This window comes from Actinomyces bouchesdurhonensis (assembly GCF_900128465.1).
Lineage (GTDB): Bacteria > Actinomycetota > Actinomycetes > Actinomycetales > Actinomycetaceae > Pauljensenia > Pauljensenia bouchesdurhonensis.
This window is the reverse complement of record NZ_LT635869.1, coordinates 326,150-351,585: the sequence shown is the minus strand read 5'-3', so window position 1 is coordinate 351,585 and position 25,436 is coordinate 326,150. Positions and strand designations below refer to the sequence as shown.

Annotated in this window: 18 protein-coding genes, 2 tRNA genes and 2 pseudogenes; 6 read left to right on the top strand and 16 right to left on the bottom strand. The window is 62.4% G+C overall.

All coding sequences use genetic code 11. The annotated features are described in order from the left end of the window. The 5 genes and pseudogenes from BQ7477_RS10000 to BQ7477_RS09980 all read left to right on the top strand — a co-directional run. Nucleotides 1-1,143 (top strand): annotated as a pseudogene (locus BQ7477_RS10000) (hypothetical protein); the annotation flags it as partial. A 16-nt stretch (nt 1,144-1,159) separates the two neighbouring features. Then, a complete protein-coding gene (gene trxB / locus BQ7477_RS09995) occupies nt 1,160-2,197 on the top strand; it encodes a thioredoxin-disulfide reductase (RefSeq protein WP_073983768.1) in 1,038 nt (345 codons plus the stop codon). Continuing rightward, entirely contained in the window at nt 2,194-2,625 is a 432-nt protein-coding gene (locus BQ7477_RS09990; protein ID WP_073983767.1) for a YchJ family protein, read from the top strand. Before trxB ends, BQ7477_RS09990 begins: the two co-directional genes overlap by 4 nt. A 20-nt stretch (nt 2,626-2,645) precedes the next feature. Beyond that, a complete protein-coding gene (locus BQ7477_RS09985; RefSeq protein WP_073983766.1) occupies nt 2,646-3,287 on the top strand; it encodes a phosphatase PAP2 family protein in 642 nt (213 codons plus the stop codon). A 951-nt stretch (nt 3,288-4,238) separates the two neighbouring features. Continuing rightward, nucleotides 4,239-5,588, top strand: coding sequence for an IS256 family transposase (locus tag BQ7477_RS09980; protein ID WP_073983765.1), 1,350 nt, complete (start codon nt 4,239-4,241; stop codon nt 5,586-5,588). Nucleotides 5,589-5,694: 106 nt separating this feature from the next. On the opposite strand, the gene BQ7477_RS11140 is transcribed toward BQ7477_RS09980, so the two are convergent. The 5 genes and pseudogenes from BQ7477_RS11140 to BQ7477_RS09955 all read right to left on the bottom strand — a co-directional run bounded on the left by BQ7477_RS11140 (nt 5,695) and on the right by BQ7477_RS09955 (nt 8,982). Then, nucleotides 5,695-6,069, bottom strand: coding sequence for a helix-turn-helix domain-containing protein (locus tag BQ7477_RS11140; RefSeq protein ID WP_084795791.1), 375 nt, complete (start codon nt 6,067-6,069; stop codon nt 5,695-5,697). 593 nt (nt 6,070-6,662) lie between these two features. Continuing rightward, a pseudogene (locus tag BQ7477_RS09970) lies at nt 6,663-6,884 on the bottom strand (transposase); the annotation flags it as partial. Nucleotides 6,885-8,654: 1,770 nt separating this feature from the next. Then, nucleotides 8,655-8,727: transfer RNA gene (locus BQ7477_RS09960), tRNA-Ala, on the bottom strand. Nucleotides 8,728-8,740: 13 nt separating this feature from the next. After that, on the bottom strand, nt 8,741-8,875 hold the full coding sequence (locus BQ7477_RS12560; protein ID WP_234968796.1) for a DLW-39 family protein: 135 nt from the start codon (nt 8,873-8,875) through the stop codon (nt 8,741-8,743). Nucleotides 8,876-8,905: 30 nt separating this feature from the next. Next, a tRNA-Ile gene (locus BQ7477_RS09955) sits at nt 8,906-8,982 on the bottom strand. Nucleotides 8,983-9,105: 123 nt separating this feature from the next. On the opposite strand from BQ7477_RS09955, the gene BQ7477_RS09950 reads away from it, so the two are divergent. Next, entirely contained in the window at nt 9,106-9,999 is an 894-nt protein-coding gene (locus tag BQ7477_RS09950) for an Mbeg1-like protein (protein WP_073983762.1), read from the top strand. Nucleotides 10,000-10,663: 664 nt separating this feature from the next. On the opposite strand, the gene BQ7477_RS09945 is transcribed toward BQ7477_RS09950, so the two are convergent. From BQ7477_RS09945 to dnaA, 11 genes are all read right to left on the bottom strand, one after another. Continuing rightward, complete coding sequence (locus BQ7477_RS09945) at nt 10,664-11,056, bottom strand: DUF3566 domain-containing protein (protein ID WP_073983761.1); 393 nt, start codon at nt 11,054-11,056, stop codon at nt 10,664-10,666. Between the two features lie 126 nt (nt 11,057-11,182). Beyond that, nucleotides 11,183-13,828: a DNA gyrase subunit A gene (gene gyrA / locus BQ7477_RS09940; protein ID WP_073983760.1), complete on the bottom strand. Its 2,646-nt coding sequence runs from the start codon at nt 13,826-13,828 to the stop codon at nt 11,183-11,185. Nucleotides 13,829-13,902: 74 nt separating this feature from the next. Next, nucleotides 13,903-15,927 (bottom strand): DNA topoisomerase (ATP-hydrolyzing) subunit B, encoded by a 2,025-nt coding sequence (gene gyrB / locus BQ7477_RS09935; RefSeq protein ID WP_073983759.1) that lies wholly within the window; start codon nt 15,925-15,927, stop codon nt 13,903-13,905. A gap of 297 nt (nt 15,928-16,224) precedes the next feature. Then, the gene (locus BQ7477_RS09930) at nt 16,225-17,022 is read right to left on the bottom strand and encodes a DUF5067 domain-containing protein (protein WP_073983758.1); all 798 of its coding nucleotides are present in this window, start codon (nt 17,020-17,022) and stop codon (nt 16,225-16,227) included. Nucleotides 17,023-17,332: 310 nt separating this feature from the next. Then, complete coding sequence (locus BQ7477_RS09925) at nt 17,333-18,340, bottom strand: DUF5067 domain-containing protein (RefSeq protein ID WP_073983757.1); 1,008 nt, start codon at nt 18,338-18,340, stop codon at nt 17,333-17,335. Between the two features lie 217 nt (nt 18,341-18,557). Beyond that, nucleotides 18,558-19,133 (bottom strand): DUF5067 domain-containing protein, encoded by a 576-nt coding sequence (locus tag BQ7477_RS09920; RefSeq protein ID WP_073983756.1) that lies wholly within the window; start codon nt 19,131-19,133, stop codon nt 18,558-18,560. Nucleotides 19,134-19,167: 34 nt separating this feature from the next. Next, nucleotides 19,168-19,941: a DUF5067 domain-containing protein gene (locus tag BQ7477_RS09915; RefSeq protein WP_073983755.1), complete on the bottom strand. Its 774-nt coding sequence runs from the start codon at nt 19,939-19,941 to the stop codon at nt 19,168-19,170. 89 nt (nt 19,942-20,030) lie between these two features. Further along, nucleotides 20,031-20,855: a DciA family protein gene (locus tag BQ7477_RS09910; protein WP_073983754.1), complete on the bottom strand. Its 825-nt coding sequence runs from the start codon at nt 20,853-20,855 to the stop codon at nt 20,031-20,033. Beyond that, nucleotides 20,848-22,044, bottom strand: a complete 1,197-nt coding sequence (gene recF, locus BQ7477_RS09905; protein WP_073983753.1) for a DNA replication/repair protein RecF — start codon at nt 22,042-22,044, stop codon at nt 20,848-20,850. The genes BQ7477_RS09910 and recF overlap by 8 nt, the downstream gene beginning before the upstream one ends. 1 nt (nt 22,045) lies before the next feature. Further along, the gene (gene dnaN, locus BQ7477_RS09900) at nt 22,046-23,182 is read right to left on the bottom strand and encodes a DNA polymerase III subunit beta (RefSeq protein WP_073983752.1); all 1,137 of its coding nucleotides are present in this window, start codon (nt 23,180-23,182) and stop codon (nt 22,046-22,048) included. A gap of 409 nt (nt 23,183-23,591) precedes the next feature. After that, the gene (dnaA, locus tag BQ7477_RS09895; protein WP_073983751.1) at nt 23,592-25,031 is read right to left on the bottom strand and encodes a chromosomal replication initiator protein DnaA; all 1,440 of its coding nucleotides are present in this window, start codon (nt 25,029-25,031) and stop codon (nt 23,592-23,594) included. Nucleotides 25,032-25,436 lie beyond the last annotated feature (405 nt).

The following is a 25,436-nucleotide window of genomic DNA, read 5'->3' as shown; positions in this document are numbered from 1 at the left end:
GTCCTCGACCCGGCGACGCGGGCCCCCAACGCGAACCCCGGCGTTGTCGAGGCCGTGGCGGCCCCCGTGGTTCACGCCGTCGCCGAGGCCACGGATGCGGCCCAGGCTCAGGCAACCCCGGAAACTCAGGCAACCCCGGAAACTCAGGCAACCCCGGAGGCTCAAGCGATTCCGGAGGCATTAGCAGAGTTCGGCGTCGAACCACTGATCGAGGAAGAGAGCGTTGACGCGGCCGAAGTGCCTGCAACCTCGTTCCCGGTCGCTCCCCCGCCACCCGCGCCCACGGCCAGCGGCTACGAGCGCGAAGGCGAGGACTACGAAACAGACTTCCCACACCCTGCGCCGCTCGCAGACGCACCTGCGACCCACCAGATCCCGCGTGTTCAGGCGATGTCACCCACCGTCCCCGCGGAGGATGCCACCGAGGTCCTGGACCCGGTCACCGCAGTTTCCGCGGACCAGGCCACGGCCTCGCCGGAGGAGACGAAAGCCCCACAGCGTACCGGCAAGCTCATCGATCCGACGAGACCCGCGCTTCTCTTCGGCCTGGCGCTGTTCCTCTTTGGAGCATTCTGGGGACCGTGGATGGCGACCCGACCCGTCACTAACCTTGACCTCGGCCAGTCTCTGCGCGCTGGCATCAACCAACAACAGTCCGCCGAAGAACCCGCACCGAACCTGACGACCACGCCGCCACCCGCGCCGTCCGTGACGCCCGTCATTTCCTCGGTGCAGGTCCTGTCGTGGAACAACGACGATGGTGACCACCCGGACCGCGCAATTAACATGATCGACTCAAACCCGTCGACCTCATGGAGTTCACGCTGGTTCGACAACAACCAATTCCGCGACGAGACCTCTGTAACAATTGTCGTGAAGCTACAGCAGAAGGCCACCGTTTCCTCGGTGACCCTCCAGATGGACCCGTCCACCTCCGGCGGCGAGATCGTCGTGCGTAACGTCACTGATCCGTCGAAGCCGCGCGAAGGAACAGAACTGGCTTCCTCGGCGTTGTCGCCGACGACGACGATCGAACTTCCCGAGCCCGTCGAAACCGACTCGATCGCACTGCAGTTCCGCTCCATGCCCAAGAGCCAGGACGGGCGCAACTGGGCGTGGATCTCTGAACTCACAGTTCAGTAACCCTGAAGGAGGGTACATGTCTTTCGTGACTGTTCCGGGCCTGGTGACGGCCGAACCCACCGAGAACACCACCGATACCTTCGAAGCGCCGATCCCATCGGACAAGGTTCCAGAGGGCGCCACCGTTCACGACGTCGTCATCGTCGGCTCGGGTCCCGCAGGCTACACGGCCGCCGTCTACACGGCTCGTGCGGGCCTTGCCCCCATTGTTCTGGCCGGCCAGCTGGCTGCGGGCGGCGCGCTCATGAACACGACCGAGGTCGAGAACTTCCCGGGTTTCCCCGAGGGCATTCAGGGCCCCGAGCTCATGGACAACATGCGCGAGCAGGCCGAAAAGTTCGGCGCGGACGTTCGCTACGAGGACGTCGTCGCCGTCAACCTCGAGGGCGACGTCAAGGCCGTGGCCACCGAGGACGAGGTCTTCTACGCGCGCACCGTCATCCTGGCCACCGGCTCGGAGTACCGCCACATGAACGTGCCCGGCGAGGAGGAGTTCTCCGGCCGCGGCGTCTCCTACTGCGCGACCTGCGATGGTTTCTTCTTCAAGGATCGTCGCCTCGCCGTCATTGGCGGCGGCGACTCCGCGATGGAGGAGGCAACCTTCCTCACGAACTTCGCGTCCGAGGTCGTCGTCGTACACCGCCGCGACGCCCTGCGCGCCTCGCGCGTCATGGCCGAGCGTGCCCTGAATAACCCGAAGATTACCTTCGAGTGGAATGCGACCGTCTCCGAGGTCCTCGGCGACGAGGCCGTGACCGGCCTGCGCCTGACCTCCACGGTGGATGGCTCCGAGCGCGAGATCGCAGTGGACGGCGTGTTCGTCGCGATCGGTCACCTGCCTCGCACGGGCTTCCTGCGCGGCCAGGTCGCCCTCGACGAGGCCGGCTACATCACGGTCGACGAGCCGTCGACACGCACGTCTGTGGCGGGCGTGTTCGCGTGCGGTGACGCCGTGGACCACACGTATCGCCAGGCCATCACGGCCGCCGGTTCCGGTTGCCGCGCCGCCCTGGATGCGGAGCGCTGGCTGGCTTCCCTGGGCGACCAGGCGTGACCCCCTCCCCCGCTATGTCCGGCACGTCCGGCGCTGGCGCGCCCCGGCCTCGTACTTGCCCGTGCGGGTCGGGGGCGCTGCTGGCGCAGTGCTGCGGTCGCTTCCTGGACGGTGAGGTGGCTCCGACTGCCGAGGCGCTCATGCGCTCGCGCTACACGGCGTTCGCGCTGCGCGACGAGGACTACCTGTTCCGCACATGGCACCCGCGCACGCGCCCCGCTCCCCCGTACTGGGTGGAGGGGACGCAGTGGGTCGGCCTGCGTATCCTCGGGGCCGAGGCCGGGGGCCCCTCCGACGAGGAGGGAACCGTCACGTTCGTGGCCTCGTGGCGCGACGTGACGACGGGCGAGAGCGGCTCGATGCGGGAGCATTCTCGCTTCTCGCGCAGGGCCGGACGCTGGATGTACGAGTACGGCACCAACGACTGACACTACGGTAGGATTTCAATATGTTTGTTCGTCGACTCCTGTCGCCCCCCGTCATCGTCGGGGCTCTTCTCGTCGTGGTGGTTGCTATCGCCGGAGGCTTCATCACGAACCCGCTGCCGATCGACACCACCGTGTGGACCGATTTCGTCGAGTCGCGCACGCCCGCGATGAATACGTTCATGACGGGTGCGTCCTGGCTGTTCGACCCCAAGCGCGCCGTCGCCTTGGCCCTCGTCGTGGCGGTCGCCGTGTGGTGGTTCGTCAAGAAGGTCATGCACGCCCTGTACATCCTGGGGTCCGTGGCTTTCTCGGGGATCAATGGCTACATCATTAAGCACATCGATTCGCGTCCACGCCCGGAAGAGGCCTACCGTCTGATTACCGAGGACGGCTATTCCTTCCCGTCGGGTCACGCGACGGCAGTGACCGCCCTGATCGTCTCCCTGGTTCTGGTGCTGACGATGACGCGCCTGGGCCGTCGTCTCCGTTACCTGCTGTGGGTCGCTGCTCTCCTGTTCATCGTCTTCATCTGCATGACGCGCCTGTACCTGGGCGTCCACTGGGTGACGGACGTGATCGGCGGTTTTGGCGTGGGTCTCGGCTCCTCGATGATCCTGGCGCCGTTCATGCTGCGACCAAACGCACTGCGTTGGGTTCGATAGGCTCAATAGATTCAAGCATTACGCTGCGCCCGGGGCCACCGCCCCGGGCGCTTCTTTCTGCGTGACATATTCAGGGCTCAAGGATATGACGTGTTGGTTTTGTGGTGATTTTTCGGCGTGTTGGTGCGGGATAGTTAGTGTTGAAGGTGGTTGTTTCATTGTGGGGGCGTGAATGCCCCGCATGCCCGGTGGGCGGGTGAATGCTTGGCTTGGTATGGGCACTCGGCTTCCGGGGCGCGGCGGTGGCGCTGCTCCCCGGTGGCGTCGCTCGCTGGTGAGCTATCGGCCAGGTCAGCCGCATTAGTTCCGCGGCGAAGCAGTGTGGTGTGTTCGTGGCTGGTGAGGCGTCGTCGTCGGGCGGATGTGCCAGGGGGTTCGCCTTTGGGCACTGTGGTCCGTTGTGTCAGTTGGACGCTTGTTGGTCCGCCTCGCTATTGATGCCGCAGCATCCGCCGTAGGCCGTTGTGCCAGGGGGTTCGCGTTCGGGCGTTGTGGGCCGTTGTGTTGGCGACGTAAGCTGTTGCCGGCGGGGTACCTGTCGGTGTGTCCCGCCATTGATTGCGCCGCGAGTCGTCGCGTGCGATCGCGTCTGTTGGGGTCTGGTGGTTCGCTGGACAGCGAGGCGGACGCCGTCATCGTTGGCGGCATCCAGTGGGCCGGGCTGCGACACGTCGGCGGCGCTCCTGGCAGTGCTGCCAGGCTCCCTGTTGGGCGGGCTCTCTTGATTGGGCAGGCGATTGTCTCGGGGCTTGTGTGCCCCGCGAATCCCAATCGTTAAGTATTGCGGTGTTTGTGGGCGCAGTTGAGCGTTTACTCGATCGACGTGCGCGCTTAGTTGCTCCGAGCAGGGGCTACCAGAGCGAATGCGAGTCCGCTAACTCGCACGCAGGCGGCCCCGCCGGGCGTGTTTAATTGTCTGTGTATCCGTCTTTTGTTTGAAAGGATTGATGCATGATGAATGATGATGATGTTGTTGTGGCTCGCGCTAGTGGGCGTGAGGCTGTGGAGGAGCTTCGCAGCTCGGGGGCGTTGGATGCGTTGTTTGAGCGTCTTGATGCTGGCGAGGTCGAGATGACGGGCAGCCAGGGCTTGTTGCCGGCGTTGCTCAAGGAGGCCTTGGAGCGCGGGTTGGCCGCTGAGCTGACCCAGCATTTGGGGTATGAGAAGGGCCAGACCAGTGGGCAGGCGCGCTCGAACACGAGGAACGGCACGACGAAGAAGACCGTGATGTCGGAGGTGGGAGCCTTCGAGATCGAGGTCCCCCGGGACCGGGCAGGCTCGTTCACCCCGCGCCTGGTGCGTAAAGGGCAGCGGCGCCTCGATGGCTTGGATTCGATGATTATCAGCTTGTATGCCGGGGGGATGACGGTACGCGATATACGCCATCACCTGGCCTCCACCCTGGGCGTGGAGGTCAGTGCCGGGACGATTTCCACGATCACTGACGCGGTGTGCGAGGCCGTCTTGGAGTGGCAGCACCGCCCCCTAGAAGCGTTCTACCCGGTGATCTACCTGGATGCGATCCGCATCAAAGTCCGATGCGATCACAGGGTGGAGAACCGGGCCGCTCACCTGGCGGTAGGAGTGGACATGGAGGGCGTCAAGCACGTGCTGGGCATCTGGGTCCAAGCCGATGAAGGCGCCTCCTTTTGGGCCCACGTGTGCGCCGAGCTTGCCAACCGAGGCCTACGCGACGTGCTGATCGTGTGCTGCGATGGGTTGGCTGGCCTGCCCGAAGCCATCGAAGCGACCTGGCCCCAGTCCATGGTCCAAACCTGCGTGGTTCACTTAATCCGCGCGTCCATGCGTTTCGTGTCCTACAAGGACCGTAAGAGCGTCGCCGCGGCTTTGAAGCGGGTGTACAGTGCGCCCAACGAGGAAACCGCTCGAGGGGCGCTGGAGGACTTCGCGGCCAGTGACCTGGGAGCGCGCTACCCCCAAACGGTTGCGACCTGGCAGCGCGCCTGGCAGCGCTTCACGCCGTTCTTGGCGTTCCCTCCCATGCTGCGCCGCGTCGTGTACACCACCAACGCTATCGAGTCCTTGAACTACCAGCTGCGTAAAATCACCAAGAACCGCGGGCATTTCCCCAGCGAAGAAGCCGCCGTCAAACTCTTGTGGCTCGCCATCTGCGACATCGAAGACAAACGAGCCGCCCAGCGCCTCACAGACGCCGGCAAACCCGCCAACAAACGAACAGGACACACCCGCCTCATCCAAGGACACACCACCACCAACTGGAAACAAGCCCTCGCCCAACTCACCACCGCCTACCCCGACCGAATCACCCCCTACCTCTAACCCCCATACACAGAAAAATTGACAGGCTCTCCTCGAGGCGGCCGGCCTTGCCAGGTCGAGCTACTACTACGCGCTGGCTCACCCCCAGCTGCCAACCAGAGCGCAGCTACGTCCCAANCACGTCGCACGATGCCGCACGCCTGGTGCCAGGCGCCGGTTTCGCGTTCAACCTCGCGCCGATCGTGCCAGACGGCAGGTGCCAGGCGACACACAGACCATGCTGACGCGGGCGAGAGGCACCGATTCCACCACATTGCTTGTTACCGATCGGGTGGAACCTTCCCGATCGGATGGAACCCTCCGAATAGAGCCAACCCCCATCGGCGGCGCGAGCACGCCAGCGCCACCGACACAACGTCGCCTCGCTGATACCCAGCACGCGGCAGGCCTGGGCCGTACTCATGCCCTCACCTCGCAGCGCCTCGGCCTTCTCCAGCTTCACGACAATCTGCTCAGGCGTGTGCTTCGAGAACTTCCTCATGGTCATCCATTCTGCCCGGCCACAAGCAGCCAGGACTACTCAGAACAACCCTCTCAAAACAAACGGTCCGAAAAACCCAGACCCCTCCACCCACCCGAGCTCTGCGGCGTGGCCTGCCCAGCAAGCCTGCACGGCCTCCCGCTCGCCGCGGCCTACCCGCGACCGCGACAATGGCTGTCACCGTACGCATCTGAGCCAGCGCTGCTACCGCGGCGCCATTTTCATCACCCGAGCGAGCATGTTCCACAGGTGCCAAGGCGCGGGTTCCGACGTCTCCGGCGTTTGAAATCGCCGGCAGACACCTCTCAACCCGACTTGACCTGGCCAAACTCGGTTTACGGTCAGTTTTCGCGCATCATGGAAGATTCTCCACCTCCTATCAACAACCGAGAATCCACAATTGTGCACAAACTTGTGGATACAATCCACCGAAAGAACTGAAATGACGCCAAATAAATGATTGATACCTCACATGTGACCGTTTTCCACAGTCATGACCGCCAGGTAGGAATAGACCCAATCGACAGTTGCCGCACATGATCACGGTCAAGTCCTGTGGAGTGGTGTAATCGTTTTGTGTCCTTCGGGGTGGGTTATGCGCTGAGTTGGAGTGGGGGTTCCTCCTGTTGGGTGGGTTGGGGTGTGAGTCGTGATTTGGTGAGGATGTCGAGGCTGAGGTAGCGTCGGCCTTCGGCCCATTCGTCGTTTTGTTCGGCTAGGACGGCTCCGACCAGGCGGATGATGGCCTGGCGGTTGGGGAAGATCCCCACGGAGTCGGTGCGTCGGCGGATTTCGCGGTTGAGGCGCCCCGCCGGGCAGTCCTGCACCAGTGAGGGAGCATGACACCAGGGGTAATGGTGGGGGTTTTGCACCATTAGGAGGGTTCTGTCGGCGTGTCGCCGGCGTGTCGCGCCTCTAATGATGCAATTCCCCCCGTTTGGTGGCGATGCCACCGGCAAGCACGTCACGCACAGGTCCTCGTGAAGCGCAATTCCCACAGTTTACTGTCGGTGAGGTCACGCCTCGGGGCAGCGCCGCCCACAGTGCAGACAACCTCGACGAACAATGGCTAGCATGGGCATGATGGCCCAGATATTCTGTGACGCGGGCGACTCCGGAACGCAGTTCACCCCTGCGACCCCTCCGCACCCAGAGCTGGATGGGGGGTTTTGCAGCATTAGAAGCCTCCCCTCGGCGTGTCGCCGGCGTGTCGCGCCTCTAATGGTGCAATTCCCCCCATTTGATGGCGACGTCACCGACAGGCAAGTCACGCACGGGGTCCCCGTGTAGCGCAATTCCCCCCGTTTGGTGGCGGTGAGGCCGCGGTTCGGGGCAGTGAGGCCGCGGTTCGCGGGTATGTGGCGCCCACGGTGCAGACCACCTCGACGAACAATGGCTAGCATGGGCGTGATGGCCCAGATGTTCTGTGATGCGGGCGACTCCGGGACGCAGTTCACCCCTGCGACCCCTCCGCACCCAGGGCTGGATGGGGGGTTTTGCAGCATTAGAAGCCTCCCTTCGGCGTGTCGCCGGCGTGTCGCGCCCCTAATGGTGCAATTCCCCCCGTTTACTGGCGGTGAGGCCGCGGTTCGGGGTGGTGAGGCCGCAGTTCGCGGGTATGTGGCGCCCACAGTGCAAACCACCTCGGTCACAAACGCCGACAACGGGGTGTCGTGGGCGAGATCGCCTGCGTTGTGAGCACAACGGCGCCTAACCTGGCGTATCGCTCACACATGAACCACTGAACATGCGCGTTAACCCCGCGACACGCACGCCAACCCCTAGATATGCGCGTGGGCGCCGCCCACGCGCGTGCCATCGGACCCACATGCGAGGTGTCGGACCCACGTGCGAATGAGCGGGCCCACGCGCGCGGCGAGGAACGCAAGCAGCTAGCGCGCTCGGAGCAGTTTCGCATGCAACTCAATTGGGTGAACTTTCAACAGCGTCCGCAAACGTTGTAATTCCAACGATACGGTTGCGCGGTGCGACACAGTGCGGGGGAATTGCATGCGACATTCGTGGAAAGCTCGCCGGGCGGGAGTCATGCGCTGCCACCCAAAGCTCCGCCGGTAGCGCAGCCAGCGACGTGCCAGCGGCCTGGCGCAGTGAATACCGTCGCCGCAAACGACCTGCTCAAGCCCCACCACGACAGATCAAGGGACCACGCACAGGCTCGCACTGAAACAACCACCTCCAACACCAATTTTCCCACACCAACACGCCGAAAGGTCACCCCTCCAGCAACACGTAGTGTCCTATAACCCGATCATTGGGCAGCCACACACGGGCCCGCGATGCGGCAAACACAGGAACGAGGCATCGCGACCAACTAAAATAGTGACTTTCCCGCGCAACAAAGCCGACAAGTCACCACACAACCAACACGTTTTGCCCATCCTCCACGTTGGCTCCCACCATCTCCAACACCGACTTCCCCGCGCTAACAAGCCGAAAAGTCGCCCTCCAGCAACACGTAGTGTCTTATAACCCTAGTGTCTTATAACCCCGATGAGCGCAGGCGGTCCCTGATACGAAAACCTGCCCCAGGTGACTGAGGCAGGTTTACTAGCGATCTTAAACTGTGGAGCTAACGGGACTCGAACCCGTAACCCCCTGCTTGCAAAGCAGGTGCGCTACCAATTGCGCCATAGCCCCGATCGGAGGACTTTCAGCCTTCCACTGTGTCCGTCACGGACATCCACAGGTCTGCGTTGTCAGAGAGATCAAGAAGAACTTGTCGAACGACGATGCCGACGGCTACGACGGATCCGACAGCCACACAGCAAGCGACCAGTTTCTTCATGACGATCCTCCGCTCAAACTCGCCCGCGGATGGTGGGCCTAGGTGGGCTCGAACCACCGACCTCAGTCTTATCAGGACTGCGCTCTAACCTACTGAGCTATAGGCCCAACCGGCACCCTTGCGGGCACTCGGATATAGTACACAGCAACGCGCTGTCCGGCAAAATCGAGACTTGGTGACGTCCAACACGGAGCCGCAGCAATGGCGCGCGGCACAGAAAGAGAACCCTCGTGACCACGATTATCGATTACGTTCGCAGCGCGAGAACTCCGTTGCGCTCCGACCTCTCCCCCGCTGACGCCCTCACCCTCGCCACACTGACGTACGCGAACTTCCACGCCTTGGCGGGCCCCCGCTCCACCCGGGGATGTCGGCTGCGCGAAGTCGCCCAGGCCTCGTCCATCAGCGCCCTCTACGATCACGCGATGGTCACCGAACGCAACTGTGCGCTTCTACGCTCCCTCCTGTGCGCAGTCGGCGCGAGTCCGCGGTTTCGAGACATACGGGTGCGCGACGCGGTCACGCGGATCGGCGTGCAGCCGCTCGCGCAATTCGGCGCTGTCACGTTCGTCGACGAGGCCGGGGCGACCTACGTGGTTTTCCGCGGCACCGATGGCACTGCGGTTGGCTGGGCGGAGGATGCGCAGTTCGGCCTGGACTTCCCGACGATCGCTCAGCTGTGGGCGGCGCGCTACCTGCGATATGCGGCCGATCGGGCCCCCGGGCCGGTCACCGTGATCGGCCACTCTAAGGGCGGTAATTTGGCCCTGTATGCGGCCGCCGCGACGCGCGTGCCAACGCTTGCGCACGTGTTTTCCTTCGACCCTGTCGGTTTCCCCGAATCGGTCATCGACGACGGTTTCTTCTCCGGCATCGCTCCCCTAACGAGCGTCTACACGCCGGCGGAGTCCTGGGTGAGTCCCCTGTTTCCACTGCCCACGGGTGCTTCGATCATTGCGTCGCTCTGGCGGGGTCCGCTGAGCCACAACCCTTACTCGTGGCTGATCGACGGATCTGAGCTCCTGTGCGATACGAGGAACCCGTCGCGCTCGGGGGCTGCACTCGGTGGCCTTGTCGACCTCCTGTTGAGGGTTCGGCCAATTCGGTTCGCCCGGGACCGCTGAGGGGCTTCTGTGAGTGGCTTGTGGCTGCCTCGGGTTGGCTTCACACCACTGCCCCTCGATGCGCGCGTTTACCCACCTAGTAGCGGCTAAGCAGCCCCGGAAACGCTCCACTGGGTGGATCCAGCTGAACTGCCCACGCTCTCACGGCTAGGATCCAGCTCTTCCACAACGTTACGTTCAGCTCTGCCGTGGCTGCTCAGTCGCGACCCCTTTAAAAATCGCATGCAATTCGGTCACCTGAACTTTTGCCCATCCCATTTAAACGTTGCAATTCAAACGCTTTCATTTCAAAGCTGGAAAGAGTCGCAGGGGAATTACGTGCAACATTGTTGGGGAATCCCGCCAACGCAGCACCAGGGACCGCGTTAAGGACGGATCGCTGCAGGAACGGACCCAGTATGGTCAAACCCGATACCCACGCGGATAGGAAACGAGCAGGCGGATAGGTTACTGCTTCACGGATAGCTTAATGTCCTATCCACGTGCCCATAGCCTATCCATCTAGTCGCTTCCTATCCACGAGCAGTCCGAATGAAAAGCGCAGACACATCCGGAGGCACCCAGAATACGGACGGTCCGCCACGCGCGGGCGCACACACACGCAGGCACGCACACACACGCAGGCATGGAAAAAGGGGCCGGCGTGAGCCGACCCCTTATATTCTCACTCGTCCATGAGAGACACCTTGATGCCACCCACCAGGGAGGCGACAACGTTGTAGAGCATGGCGCCCAACGTGGAGAGCGCAGTCAGAAGAACGACGTTGATAACGGCGACAATGGTCGCGTAGGAGATGACGCGGGGTAGGCGCGCATAGTCCAGCAGGTCCACGTAACGACCGGCCCCGACGGTCTGTAGGAATTCTTCGATCTGACTGAAGACGTGCATGGCGTCGACCATGAGCCACAGGACGATAGTGGCGATGACCATCGCGATACCCAGGGCGACGGATAGAAGGAAAGAGACCTTCATGATGGTCCACGCGTCGATGCGCGCGATCGCGAGATCAACTCGGCGGGGAGCGTCGTTGCGGGCGCTTGAGACGTGGTCGCTCATGGGTTTCCTTCCAGGTCGCACTTCCTACACGCCAGGCTACCGCATCGCCAGGCATCGGCGCTGGTTCCGCGCCGCTTTGGAAGCTTGATCACGGGACGAGGCCTACCCTCGTCCCGTGATCATCGTTTACTTGTTGGTATCGTCGGCGAGGTCGCCGCCTTCGAGGGACCCGTCCGTTCCGGCGGGGGCGTTCCCCTGGGGGAGTTCCTCGGTGGACGCGGTCTGCGCGGGGTCGGCCACTGCCTCGCCGGTCGAATCGTCGCTCATTTCTTCAGTTGAGTCATCGCCGGAGTCGGGGTTGCGGGTGATCGCGATGATGCGGTCTCCCTCGTCCGGGCGGGCGAAGATGACGCCCATGGTGTTGCGGGCGGTGGGTCGCACGTCGGAGGCGTTGACCTGGACGAGTTTGCCGGATTCGGTGATGACCATGACGTCCTCGTCGGGGCGCACGACGAGGGCGCCGACCAGGCCGCCGCGTTCGTCGACGAGTTTGCCGACGCGCACGCCGAGAGTACCGCGCGACTTTGTCGGGTATTCCTCGACGGGTGTGCGCTTGGCGTAGCCGGAGTCGGTGACGATGAGCAGGTCGGTGCCTTCGCGCGGGACCTCCATGCTGAGCAGTTCGTCGTCGCCGCGGAACTTCATGCCGCGCACGCCGGACGTGGAGCGGCCCATGGAGCGCAGCTGGTCGTCGGTGGCGGTGAAGCGCACGGCCTGGCCGTCGCGCGAGACGAGGATGAGGTCCTCGTCGGCCATGATGGTCTGCGCGGAGACCAGCTCGTCGGGCTTGCCGTCCTCGTCCTCGCGCAGGTTGATGGCGATGATACCGCCGGAGCGGGGCGAGTTGTACAGGCTCAGCGGAGTCTTCTTGACGAGGCCGCGCTTGGTGGCCAGGACCAGGAAGTCCGCGTCCTCGTAGGTGCGGATCGCGAGGACCTGCGCGATGTGCTCGTCGGGCTGGAACGCCAGCAGGTTGGCGACGTGCTGGCCCTTGGCGTCGCGACCGCCTTCGGGGATCTCGTAGGCCTTGGCGCGGTAGACGCGGCCGAGGTTGGTGAAAAAGAGCAGCCAGTTGTGCGTGGTGGTGACGAAGAAGTGTTCGACCACGTCGTCGCCGCGCAGCTGCGTGCCGCGCACGCCCTTGCCGCCGCGCTTTTGTGAGCGGTAGTTGTCGGTGCGGGTGCGCTTGGCGAAGCCGTCGCGGGTGATGGTGACGACGACGTCCTCTTCGGGGATGAGGTCTTCCATCGACATTTCCCCGTCGAAGGGGAGAATGCGGGTGCGGCGCTCGTCGCCGAACTTGTCGACAATCTCTCCGAGTTCGGTGGAGATGATGGCGCGCTGGCGTTCGGGTTTGGCAAGGATGTCGTTGAGATCGTCGACGCGGGCCTTAAGCTCGGTGTACTCGTCCATGATCTTCTGGCGCTCGAGGGCGGCCAGGCGGCGCAGTTGGAGGGCCAGGATCGCGTCGGCTTGGACGGCGTCGACGTCGAGGAGGTCGATCAGGCCGGCGCGGGCCTCGTCGACGGTGGGGGAGCGGCGGATGAGGGCGATGACCTCGTCGAGGGCGTCGAGGGCCTTCAGGTAGCCTTCGAGGATGTGGAGGCGCTCGAGGGCCTTGCGCAGGCGGAAGCGCGTGCGGCGCACGATGACGTCGATCTGGTGGGTGATCCAGTGGCGGATGAAGCCGTCGATGGACAGTGTGCGGGGTACGCCGTCGACGAGCGCGAGCATGTTGGCGGAGAAGTTTTCCTGCAGGCTGGTGCGCTTGTAGAGGTTGTTGAGGACAACCTTGGCGACAGCGTCACGCTTGAGGATGATGACCAGGCGCTGGCCGGTTCGGCCGGAGGTTTCGTCGCGGATGTCGGCGATGCCGCCGATTGAGCCGTCGCGTACGAGTTGGGCGATCTTGTCGGCCAGGTTGTCGGGGTTGACCTGGTAGGGCAGTTCGGTGACGACGAGGCACTGGCGGCCTTGGATTTCCTCAACGCCGACGACGGCGCGTTGGGTGATGGAGCCGCGACCGGTGCGGTAGGCGTCTTCGATGCCCTTGCGGCCCAGGATGGTGGCGCCTGTGGGGAAGTCGGGTCCAGGGATTAGTTTGATGAGGGCTTCGAGGAGTTCCTCGCGGGAAGCCTCGGGGTGGTCGAGGGCCCACTGGATGCCGCGCGCGAGTTCACGCAGGTTGTGCGGCGGGATGCGCGTTGCCATGCCGACGGCGATGCCTTCGGAGCCGTTGGCGAGCAGGTTCGGGAAGCGGGCGGGCAGGATGGTGGGTTCCTGGTTGCGGCCGTCGTAGTTGTCCTGGAAGTCGACGCATTCTTCGTCGATGTCGCGGACCATCTCCATGGCCAGGGGCGCCATCTTGCACTCGGTGTAACGGGGGGCTGCGGGGCCCAGGTTGCCGGGGGTGCCGAAGTTCCCCTGGCCGGCGACCAGGGGGTAGCGCAGTGACCAGGGCTGCACGAGGCGCGCGAGGGCGTCGTAGATCGCGGCGTCGCCGTGGGGGTGATAGTTACCCATGACCTCGCCGACGACGCGGGAGGATTTGGAGAACGAGGAGGTGGGCCGGTATCCGCCGTCATACATGGCGTACAGGACGCGACGGTGGACGGGCTTGAGGCCGTCGCGCACGTCGGGTAGGGCGCGTCCGACGATGACGCTCATCGCGTAGTCGAGGTAGGAGCGCTGCATTTCTTTTTGCAGGTCGACCTGGCGGATGCGCTCGGTGTCCGAGATGTGCCGCGCGTCAGTAGTCTGCTCGTCGCTCACGTTTTTCCTTACGTTGTTTCTGCTCGATCAGGCCCGCTCGGTACGAGGCCGGGGCTGGGCTGGTCGCGGTGTTGTCAGATGTCGAGGAAGCGCACGTCGGTAGCGTTGCGCTGGATGAAGGTGCGGCGTCGGTCGACGTCGTCGCCCATGAGGATCGTGAAGGTTTCGTCGGCGTCTGCGGCCTCGTCGAGGGTGACCTGCTTGAGGATGCGACGCTCGGGATCCATGGTGGTCTCCCACAGTTCGTGGTCGTTCATTTCGCCGAGGCCCTTGTAGCGCTGGATGCCGCCCTCCTTAGGCAGGCGGCGGTTGAGTGCGGTGCCAGCTGCCAGGAGCTTGTCGCGTTCCTTGTCGGAGTATGCGAACTCATGTTCGGCGTTCGTCCACTTGATGCGGTACAGCGGGGGCATAGCAATGAAGGTATGGCCGCCTTCGATGAGGGGTCGCATGTAGCGGAAGAGGAGGGTCAGCAGCAGCGTGGCGATGTGCTGGCCGTCGACGTCTGCGTCCGCCATGATGACGATCTTGCCGTAGCGCAGTTTGGAGATGTCGAAGTCTTCGCCGATGCCGGTGCCAAACGCGGTGATCAGGGAGCGGATCGTGTCAGAGGACAGGGCCCGGTCGAGGCGAGCTTTTTCGACGTTGAGGATCTTGCCGCGGATCGGCAGGATGGCCTGACGTTCGGGGTCGCGGCCGCCGACGGCGGAGCCGCCTGCGGAGTCGCCCTCGACGATGAAGATTTCGCACTCGGAGGGGGTGCGGGAGGAACAGTCGCGCAGTTTGCCGGGCATGGACGCGGATTCGAGCACACCCTTTCGGCGGGTGGCCTCGCGGGCCTTGCGGGCTGCGACGCGGGCGGCCTGGGCGGCTTGACCCTTGTTGATGATGGCCTTGGCGTCGGCGGGGTGGGCGTCGAACCAGTCGGTGAGCTTGGAGTAGACCTGTTGGGCGACGAAGGTACGGGCCTCGGTGTTGCCGAGCTTGGTCTTCGTCTGGCCTTCAAACTGGGGCTCGGTGAGCTTGATCGAGATGACGGCGGTCAGGCCTTCGCGGACGTCGTCACCGGTGAGGTTGTCGTCCTTGTCGCGGATGATGCCCTTGTCGCGGCCGTAGCGGTTGACGAGAGAGGTCAGCGCACTTCGGAAGCCCTCCTCGTGCATGCCGCCTTCGGTCGTGTTGATGGTGTTGGCGAAGGTGTGGACGGAGGAGGAGTAGGCGGTGGTCCACTGCATGGCTATTTCCACGCTCATGGTGCCTTCGTCGTTGTCAGCTTCGAAGTCTATGATCTCGTTGTTGATCGTGTCGGTCTTCTTGGCGGAATCGAGGTATTCAACGTAGTCTCGCAGGCCGTGCTCGTAGCAGTAGGAGACGGTGCGGTGGCCCTTGGTCTTCTTGTCCGAGGCATCCTCGCCGCCGGCGATTTCGTCGCCTTCGTCGGTGGCGAAGTCGCGTTCGTCGGTCAGCGTGATGCGCAGGCCCTTGTTGAGGAAAGCCATCTGCTGGAAGCGCTGACGTAGGGTCTCGAAGTCAAATTCGACGGTTTCGAAGATCTCCGGGTCTGGGTAGAAGACCTGCGTGGTGCCGGTTTCGTCGGTAGCTTCACCGCGTTCAAGGGGGGTGATGGGGGTGCCGCCGTTTGCGAACGACATGCGCCAGACGTAGCCCTGTCGGCGAATCTCAGTGTTCACGCGGGTGGAGAGGGCGTTGACGACGGAGATGCCGACGCCGTGGAGGCCACCAGAGACGGCGTAGCCGCCGCCGCCGAACTTGCCGCCGGCGTGCAGGATCGTCATGACGACCTCGACGGTGGGCTTGTGTTCGGTGGGGTGTTCATCGACAGGGATGCCTCGACCGTTGTCGACGACCTTGATGCCGCCGTCTGCCTGGATGGTGACCTCGATGTGGTCCGCGTAGCCAGCCAGGGCCTCGTCCACAGAGTTGTCGACGACCTCGTAGACGAGGTGATGCAAGCCGCGTTCGCCGGTGGATCCAATGTACATACCCGGGCGCTTGCGCACGGCTTCCAGGCCTTCGAGGACGGTGATGTCCGATGCGCCGTAGGACTGTTCGCCGTCGGCGGTCTTCTCGTTGTCAGCCACGTGGCTCCCCTCGCATTGCGCGAAAAATAGATGTTTAACCTTGTAGATTCTACCAAAAATGGGACTTGTACCAGGGATTGACAGAGCCGGAGGGTTACTTCACAAACTGTGAAATTGCAACGAAAAAGTGACTGTGACCAGTCGCATTGTGACCGTGTTTCTGACGGGGACGACACAGGGCCGCACTCCCACCCTGGAGTGCGGCCCCTCGTCTGATTGTCGGTAACGCAACGCTACTGACGCCTGTCGTATTTGCGTGTCCCTCGTCCGCCGTCGCGAACGAAGGGCGCCGTCCTATCAGCGCGGATACCAGACGTAATCGGGGATGTCGTTTCTTGGATCATCGAAGTCCATGCCGCTCAGAGTTACGGGATCATTCTCATTGTTAAGAGTGAACGCAGTCACGACTGTCTTCGTATCACCGGGTTCCACGACGGAGTAGATCGACCAGAAGTCATATCCCCTCGGCGCGTTGCCGTAGCGGTAATCAGCACTGGACAGGATGTCTCCGTTTTGTTTCGCATCGGGCAGGGCAAGTGGAATCGTGACGTCCCTCGACCCATTGTTGGAAATCGAGTAGGTGATGACGACAGTGGGTTTACCGTCTTCGTCGAGTGGACCTATTTCGATGTTGGTGCTTTCGACGCGGACGGTACCGTGGTTGAGGTCAGCCTTGTAGCCGTTTCCGCCAAAAAGAGATCCGGAGTCCACAAGCTTCCAGATGACCACGCCTGCGACTAGGAGGAGGACGACCGCGATGGCACCAACGATGAGGGGAATAGACTTGGCTCCCTGCCGGGAAGCGCGCATCGGGAGCACGCCGCCCTGGTTGTACCCCTGGCCATACACCGGCTGGGCGCCGTACCCACCGTAGCCCTGCTGGGGAGCACCATAGGTACCCTGCGTGCCCTGGGGGTTCGTCTGGGGCGCAGCGCCCTGGTAATAGCCCTGGCTGTATGCCTGCTGCGACTGGGCATCATACCCACCGTAGCCCTGCTGTCCTTGGGGGTATGAGCCCCAGCCGTTTGCACTCTGCGGAACGTTCGGATTCGTCATCATGACTCCCTTGCGAGACTCGCGCTCGTCGCGCGACATTTACTCTGTAGCCTAGCAAATTCCGGGTGCGCCAGGATGTCGTTTCCAGCAATCAATGGTTCGCAATTTTGCCATATGGTCGCACGGGTGTGCGTAGAACCAGCGGGACCAGTCATGATCCGTAGGTCTCGTCGTCACTGTGGTTTGTCTTCGTGAAGGTGATGGGCGCGGTAGTATCGCCGTTCCAAAGAACTTGGGGCCGCTCTCCAGGAGGAGAGCAGCCCCAAGTGTGGTCACGCTGCGATGGCCGAAAGTATGTCCGCTACATGGTGGGTACCTTCGCGCTCATCCCAGGGGACGATCAGACGAATCACGGCTGCCACGTCCAGTCGGGGATGCTGGCACGGAAATCGTCGAAGTCGAGCGTCGTGAAGACAACCGGATCACTGTCGTTGGGGAACTTGTAGGCCCAGGTGAAGGTCTTTGTCTGACCGGCCGGAACAGTCACGAATGAGTACCTTTCGACACCAGCCGGCTCCTTGCCGCGTTCGAAGTACGTCTTCTGCATATCGATGCCCTTCTGCTTGGGGTCGGGCGTGTAGAAAGTGGCAGACACTTCATCGCTGGAGTTGTTCGTCATCTGGTACGTCACGAGGATGGTGTTGGCACCATCTTCGTCGACGGGTCCTTTTTCGATCTTGGTGATCTCAGTGTGCACACCAATCTTGAAGTCGACGGAGTAGCTGCCGTTCGCGTGGTAGCTACCAGTGTTTGAGGTTCCGGTCGGAGCACCCGAAGATGTGGGGGTCGGGCCGTTCGACGCAGAATTCGAAGCCGTAGGGGTCGGGCCGTTCGACGCAGAATTCGAAGCCGTAGGGGTCGGGTCCTTCGTCGGATCCGGCTTTGGTTCATCCTTGTCACCCAGGAAGATCACGGCGGCGACAGCGATGAGAGCCAGAACGACGACGCCGGCGATGGCAGCGACGATGATCGGGAGTTTCGACTTCTTCTCAGGGGGCTGAGGAGCGCCACTACCGTATTCACCGGGGAACTGCTGGGTCTGATCCCCATAACCAGCCGGAAACTGCTGGGTCTGATCCCCATAACCAGCCGAGAACTGCCCAGTCTGATCCCCATAACCAGCCGAGAACTGCCCAGTCTGATCCCCATAACCAGCCGAGAACTGCCCAGTCTGATCCCCATAACCAGCCGAGAACTGCCCAGTCTGATCCCCATAACCAGCCGAGAACTGCTGGGTCTGCGCGTTGGCAGCGTTAGGGTCACCCTGGCCGTAGGGCTGCGTTGGATCGGGTTGGCCGCCCTGGTCATTTCCCGGGTTCCAGGAATCCTGGCCCTCGGGAGCGTAAGGGTTACTCATTATGACTCCTCATAGAAAACGCACTGTTGTGCGGGATGGTATCTGGAAGCGTAGCAAAACAAGATCGAAATGTGGAGTGGTTGTGACATTATTTGACCGGTCAAGAAGATGATGAGCCTTCACCCGTTCCTCTGTCTCGCCTCGCGTCGAGCGTCGCTCGTTGGTCATGAGAAGGCAACGAAGACGCGTTCGTGAAGGTCAGAGGGGAGGCACGCGATCAGGACGGTTGGACGACGATGTTCGGGAAGTCGTAGTAGTGTTCGCCTTCGGAAAGTTCCGTGGCGAAAACAACTGGCTCGCCGACCTTTAGGTACTTGTAGCCGACCACGATCGTCGTGGTGTCGCCAGGCCTGATCATGTCATCGTTCATTTCCGAGACGATGTCGGGGTGCTCGTTGGGGTCGAGGTTAGCTAGATCGAGGTCGATTCCGTTTTGGAACAGTCGTGGAATATGGAGCATGACAAATTCAGGGTCGTCGGTATTGTTGGTCATTGTCAGGGTGACCAACAGGGTGTCCGCCCCGTCTTGATCGACGGGTCCACGTGTGAGTGAGGTCGACTCAATATGGAACTTACCATCCAGTACGTCAGCTGAGTAGTGGTCCGCCTGAATTGTCTTCTCTTCCCATGGCTCGCTTGACGACCCTAAATTACCGCCAGGTCGATTCATCAGGACTCCAACACCAATTCCCACGGCAAGGGCGAGCACGAGGGGGATGATCAAGACGACGGCCAGGATGGAGTTTTTTCGTCCCTGCCGAGGAGCACTCGGATTGGTGACTGGATAGCTCACGTTGTTTCCTTCGTTGTTGCACTGGATTGCCGGATCAGTACGGGTGCCAGACCCACGTTTCGTTGTCTGCTTCCTCATTCTCGTCGTCGGGCGAGGCCTGCCACAGTGGTGCGTTCGGGTCCTCCTTCATGGTGTACCACCGCTCGAAGGTGACTGGTTCGCCAGGGTATGCGTATCTGTATGCATACGTCAAGGTCATCGTTTCACCGGACTCGATCTCGTATTTCCAATCGTTCACTCCCTCGGGTTCCTGATCCGATTCGAACTCTGCATCGGGAAGCTCCGTCCCCTTCTGGATTAATTTGGGAAGAGCGAGTCGGACACGCTGCGTGATCGCGGTGTTGTTGACGAGAGTGTAGGTCACGAGGAGGGTTTCTGAGCCTTTTTTATCGACTGGTCCCTGCTTGATTGTCGTCGTCGTGATAGTGAACTTTCCGTCGAGGTACTGAGTCGAGTATTGATCGCCGTTGCCGGTTGCCAGGGGTGTCGGCGTGGTCGAGGACGGGTGAGTGCCGTCGGCAAGGAGTCCTCCGGGACCGAACGTCGCGAAAGCGCAGGAGACGAGCAAGGCGACGACTACAACGGCGACGATGGCACTGACTGCGCGCTTCAGTTGAGTCGTCTCAGAGTCATTGGACGAGGCCGGGGCGATCCACCCGGACCCGGCCTGTTCGGGTTTAAAAGCCGCCGCCTGGCGGCCGCGACCGCGTCCTTGGGGCATGCTATCGGCCTGCGTCGGCTTACTGGTGTCGTCACCCACGCGTGCCCCGCTCGTGCGCTGCACTGGCGGACCGTAGGGATTCGTCATCGTTACTCCTCGTCCTCGGACTACAGATTGAAGACTAACAAAACCTGACCAATATGGCTAAATACGTTGAGGACACTGCCCCTGAGGGCCTAACCGTAGTCCTCGCGAGGACCTCGTCCCCTCACCACGTAGGGTCCCTTCTTCCACGAGGGCGCGACAGGACCGAGGATGATGACCTGTTCGACGACGCCGGCGCCGACTTCCTCGGCGATACGCCGCTCGATGGTGGGAAGCAGTAGCTGGAGCTGTTTGGCCCAACCGGTTGTTTCAGCGCGCACGACGAGCTTGTGGCCTTCGAAGGTTTCGACATGCGTATGATCGGCGTTATAGGGTCCCACGATGTCTCGCCATTTCGCCATGACGGAACCCATTTTGGTGGGTGTATCCCACGATCGAGCGCTGATGGTACGCGCGAGGATCGCTCCCAGCGAGTTGGCCCGCTGGTAGCGTGGGCGCATGGCGGCCATGCCGGGGGAGCGGCTCCATGAGGTACCGGTGTCCTCGAGGGCTTGGCGCAGCGCCGTGAGGTCCCCGTCGGGGTCCTCGTCAGTGGATGAGGCCGGGGTCGGTCCTGCGTAGCGACGATAGGCAGTGGATCGCGTGGCTGCGCGCTCCTGAGCGTCGTGTGAGTGTCCTGCGAGGCGACCGAGTCCGTCGATTTCGATGGCCGCATATTCGCTGGATCCGTCGAGGCTGCGCCTGGGGCGCGTCTCGTCGAGACCCCACGAGGGTAGGGTAGAGCGAATGAAACCGTGGTTGCGGGCGACGCGTTGGGCGCGTTCGAGGGCACGGACAGCGAACTCGTCGGCGTCGGCGTCCTCGCCTGGTGGTCGAGAATAGACGTCCTCATTGTCGGGGCGCCCGGCGCCGGCGGGTGTTAGCGACGCGACGGGCGTATTGTTGCGTTCACTCATGGTCCGCCTCGTCAATGAAAGTGCCGCGTTTCGGGTCGAGGCGCACGTGGAGGGCATGGTGGTCGAGGGAAGGCGGCAGGTCTTCGGCGACCGCGCAGGTGACGATGATCTGTTCGGCCTTGGAGGCCAGGGCGGCCAGTCCCGCCCGGCGCGAGGAGTCTAGCTCGGCGAAGACGTCGTCGAGGATGAGGATTGGGGTGTCGCCGTCCTCGCTGAGGAGTTCGAAGGCCCCGAGGCGCAAGGCGAGGGCCACGGACCAGGATTCACCATGGGAGGCGTATCCCTTGACGGGCATCCCGCCGAGGCTGAGGGTGAGATCGTCTCGATGGGCACCCACCAGGTTGATGCCACGCTCGGTTTCCTTTTCGCGTACGACCCTCAACGCGGCGTGCATGCGCTGCGTCTGTGCATCCACGTCGGTGAGGTCGGAGCTGGCGGGGCGCTCGGGATCGGCGCCGATGACGCGGTCGACAGAAGCATCGAAAGCGAGGCGCAAGCGACGAGGCGAGTCGGCGACGTCGTCATAGGAGCGCGCTGCCGGCTCCATCAGTGATTGAGCGATGGTCGCGCGCGTGGCCGTGATGCGGGCGGAGAGCGCAGCAAATTGCTGGTCCCACACCTCCAGCGTTGACAGGTCGGGGGAGAGGCCGCGCCGGATCGAGGCCTGGGCGGCCTTCATGAGGGCCGCGCGCTGTCGGGCGACGCGGTCGAAATCCGCTCGAGTGGACGCGTGAATGGGAAACAGTTGCGTGGCCAGATCGTCCAGGAAAGAACGGCGCACCGACGGGTCGCCGCGCACGAGCGACAGGTCCTCGGGTGCGAACACGACCGTGCGTACGATACCTAGGATGTCGCGGGGCCTGACTTGCGCGCGGTTGATGCGCGCGCGATTAGCTTTGCCGCGTACTATCTCCAGCTCGATGACCTGCTCACGGCCCGAGGCCACTACCCGCGCGCGGATGACGGCGCCGCCCGGGGCGGCCTCGGCCTCGTCGATGGGGATGCGCACGAGCGCGCCTTCCGCGCCGACCCTGTGCGAGGAGAACGTGGACAGGTAGGCGAGCGCCTCGACGAGGTTGGTCTTGCCCTGGCCGTTTGCGCCCACCAGGACCGTGGGTCCCGCGGGCAGCTCGACGACCCCGTGCTTCCAGGAGCGGAAGTCGTCGAGGGCCAGGTGGGAGACGCGCACGTCAGATGCCGAAGCGGATGGGCATCAGCAGGTAGCGGAATTGCGTGACCTCGCCCTGGTCGGGCTTCTTCTGGCCGGTGATGACGGCCGGCTTCGTGGGGTGCGTGAAGCCGAAGCGCACGTAGTCGGTGTCCAGGACCTGCAGGCCGTCGATGAGGAACTGCGGATTAAACGCCGTGGAGATGTCGTCGCCGTGCAGGGTCGCCTCGATGGCTTCGGAGGCCTGAGCGTTGTCGCCCTGGCCGGCTTCGAGCACCAGCTGACCGTCGGTGAAGGCCAGGCGCACGGAGGTCTTGCGCTCGGCGACCAGCGACATGCGCTTGACGGCCTCGAGCAGGGCGTGGCGGTCGACGACGGCCTGGATCAGCGTGGATTCGGGGAAGAGGCGACGCACGGCGGGGTAGTCGCCGTCCATGAGGGTCGAGGTGGTGCGCCGTCCCTGGGCGGTGAAGCCGATGAGGGACGAGGCGCCGGGCTGAGATTCGCTGGACAGGCCGACCTCGACCTTGGCACCCGAGGTCATGGACTTGGCGACGTCCTGGAGGATGCGGGCCTTGACAAGGGCGACCTCTTCGATGGAGGTGTCGGCGGGTTCCCAGTCAAGTTCGCGCATGGCCAGGCGGTAGCGGTCGGTGGCCAGCAGGGTGATCGCGGGGCCGTTAATTTCGATGCGGACACCTGTCAACAGGGGCAGGGTGTCGTCGCGCGACGCGGCAATCGACACCTGAGAGACCGCCTGTGAGAGCGTGGAGGAATCGATCGCGCCGATGCCCGTCGGCTGAGCGGGCAGCAGTGGATATTCGTCGAGCGGCATGACGGCGAGCGTGAAATGTGAGGAACCACATACCAGGGTGACTTTCTGCCCGTCGAGCTCAACGGACACAGGCTTGGAGGGCAGCGACTTAGAAATATCTGCCAGGAGGCGACCGGAGACCAGGACCTCTCCGGCTTCGTCAACGGTGGCGGGGATTTGTGAATTAGCGGAGACCTCGTAGTCGAAAGAGGACAGGGTCAGCTCGTCGCCCTCAGCCTTGATGCGTACGCCAGCCAGAATCGGTGACGCCGGGCGCACGGGGAGCGCTCGTGCGGTCCACGACACGGCTTCGGCCAGAACATCGCGGGCGACGGTGAACTTCATTGCTGCCTCCAAAACACATAACGGAACGAACACTACTTTACCCACAAGTGTGCCCATGTGGGGCACGACTTAGGCGCAGAACTCGCCTTCGCCGTGGCGCTAACGCGGCGTTGTTGTGCGGAGGTTTGTGAAAAAAATTTTGTTATCCGTTCCTCCCTCCATCATAAGGGCTGTGAATTCTGTGAATAACTTGATTTTTCGTTGCTATATCAAGGAAATTACTGTGCTGTAATTCTGGGATGAAACTGTGGATCGCCCACGTGGACATGTGGACGAATCGAAGGACAAGTTTTCAACATCCACAGATGGCCTCGTTTTCTCCACAGCGATGGACGCGTCGTACACGTGTTGTGCACAGTTCCTGTGGATCCCGCGCAGGCGTCAACTTTTGCCTGTGATCACGCGTATTTTATGACTCTCGCGCCTTCTGTTTGATACGGTTTGTAAGCTCCGACACGTGGTTGAAGGTCTCGCGTTTTTCTTTCATGAGCTTGGAGATCTTCTTGTTCGCGTGCATGACCGTCGTGTGGTCACGTCCGAAGGCCTGACCAATCTTGGGTAGTGACAGGTCGGTGAGTTCGCGACACAGGTACATAGCGATCTGGCGTGCTTCGACCACGTTGTGGCTACGCTCGGAGGAACCCATCTGTTCGATGGTCACGCCGAAGTAGACGGCACATTGGCTCATGATGAGGCTGACGGTGATCTCGTTGTCGTCGGGGTTAGATACGAAGTCCTTGAGCATCATCTGCGCGAGATTTAAGTCGATACGTTCCTTATAGAGGGAGGCCCATGCACCGATGCGTACGAGCGCGCCCTCCAGCTCACGGATGTTGGAGGAAATGCGTGAGGCGACGTACTCGAAGACCTCGGGGGTTACTTCGAGGCCCTCGGCGTCAGCTTTCTTGTGCAGGATTGCGATGCGGGTTTCCAGATCCGGCGGCTGAACGTCCACGAGCAGGCCGGAGGAGAAGCGTGAACGCATGCGGTCCTCGAAACCTGTGAGCTGGGCGGGAGGCAGGTCTGAGGTTAAAACGATCTGCTTGTTGGCGCTGTGCAGCGCGTTGAAGGTGTGGAAGAAACCTTCAACCGTCTGTTCCTTGTTGCCGATGAATTGGATGTCATCGATGAGGAGTATGTCGAGTTCGCGGTAGCGGCGGTGGAAGGCTTCGACCTGCGAATTATCTGTCTTGTTCAGGCGAATCGCGTTGATGAACTCGTTGGTGAACTCCTCAGAGTTGACGTAGCGGACCTTCAGGTGAGGCATCATCGACAGTGCGTTATGTCCGATTGCCTGGAGAAGGTGGGTCTTGCCAAGTCCGGAGTCCCCGTAGATAAAGAGGGGATTGAACGCCGTTCCCGGGCTTTCCGATGCCGCTAGTGCAGCGGCGTGCGCGAAACGGTTCGAGGGGCCGATAACGAATGTGTCGAAGGTAAACTTCGGGTTCAAGTGCGTGGGTCCCACGTCCACTGTGGACGCCACGGGGGCGGGTGAGCTGGCCTCTTTTTTCTTTGGGGACGAGGCCGGGGCGTGCGCGGCGGCTGTGGGAGCGGTCGGCTCTTCTTGTTCCTCTTGTGCGGTGACGAGTTCGAGGGAGGGGTCGACCGTGATGGCAATCCTCACGGTGCGCCCCAGGTTAACTGAGAGCGCAGCGGTGAGTTTGGACTGAGCCTTATCTTCGATCCACTGCTTCGTGAAGCCGTTGGGAACGGCCAGGAGAATCGTTCCCTCAATGTCGCCGAGGGGGCGCGCCGAGCGCAGCATCGATGTGGCGACGGGACCCAGCTCGTCTGTGGGGACTGCTTCGAGGGCGGCAGCCCACGCACGTGTGAGGGAATCCGACTCCACGGTAACCTCCGGACAATATAACGGTGAGTTCGGTCATGACATGCTGGTGATGTACGTGACGCTCGTACATCCCAGCAGTGTAGCCCGCACACATGCTTATGCACAGACTGGGGATGAACCTGTGGAGAACTATCACAGAATCACACATTTGTAGTTACAAGTGTGGGTCGGCGGCAGGCCGCGGAAAGCAAAATGACACACAGCCTGTGGATAACCGTCGTCGTCCACAACGGTGGACGACATTCTTCAACAGCGATTTGCACAGCTGTGGATACTGTGTGTGACGCGGTGAGTAACCCTCCGCGTTGACTAGCAGCGCCCATCCGCTTAGTCTTGGAACTTGTTTGCGCCCATTTCGGGCGCGTGTCCCCGCTACCGCGCCCAGGTGGGCCGATAGCCCAACCG

Bases quoted from the DNA above. Each gene is read 5' to 3' on its own strand.
- trxB (WP_073983768.1), top strand. From the start codon at position 1,160: ATGTCTTTCGTGACTGTTCCGGGCCTGGTGACGGCCGAACCCACCGAG.
- BQ7477_RS09985 (WP_073983766.1), top strand. From the start codon at position 2,646: ATGTTTGTTCGTCGACTCCTGTCGCCCCCCGTCATCGTCGGGGCTCTT.
- BQ7477_RS09980 (WP_073983765.1), top strand. From the start codon at position 4,239: ATGATGAATGATGATGATGTTGTTGTGGCTCGCGCTAGTGGGCGTGAG.
- BQ7477_RS12560 (WP_234968796.1), bottom strand. From the start codon at position 8,875: ATGAAGAAACTGGTCGCTTGCTGTGTGGCTGTCGGATCCGTCGTAGCC.
- BQ7477_RS09945 (WP_073983761.1), bottom strand. From the start codon at position 11,056: ATGAGCGACCACGTCTCAAGCGCCCGCAACGACGCTCCCCGCCGAGTT.
- BQ7477_RS09930 (WP_073983758.1), bottom strand. From the start codon at position 17,022: ATGTCGCGCGACGAGCGCGAGTCTCGCAAGGGAGTCATGATGACGAAT.
- BQ7477_RS09925 (WP_073983757.1), bottom strand. From the start codon at position 18,340: ATGAGTAACCCTTACGCTCCCGAGGGCCAGGATTCCTGGAACCCGGGA.
- BQ7477_RS09915 (WP_073983755.1), bottom strand. From the start codon at position 19,941: ATGACGAATCCCTACGGTCCGCCAGTGCAGCGCACGAGCGGGGCACGC.
- BQ7477_RS09910 (WP_073983754.1), bottom strand. From the start codon at position 20,855: ATGAGTGAACGCAACAATACGCCCGTCGCGTCGCTAACACCCGCCGGC.
- dnaN (WP_073983752.1), bottom strand. From the start codon at position 23,182: ATGAAGTTCACCGTCGCCCGCGATGTTCTGGCCGAAGCCGTGTCGTGG.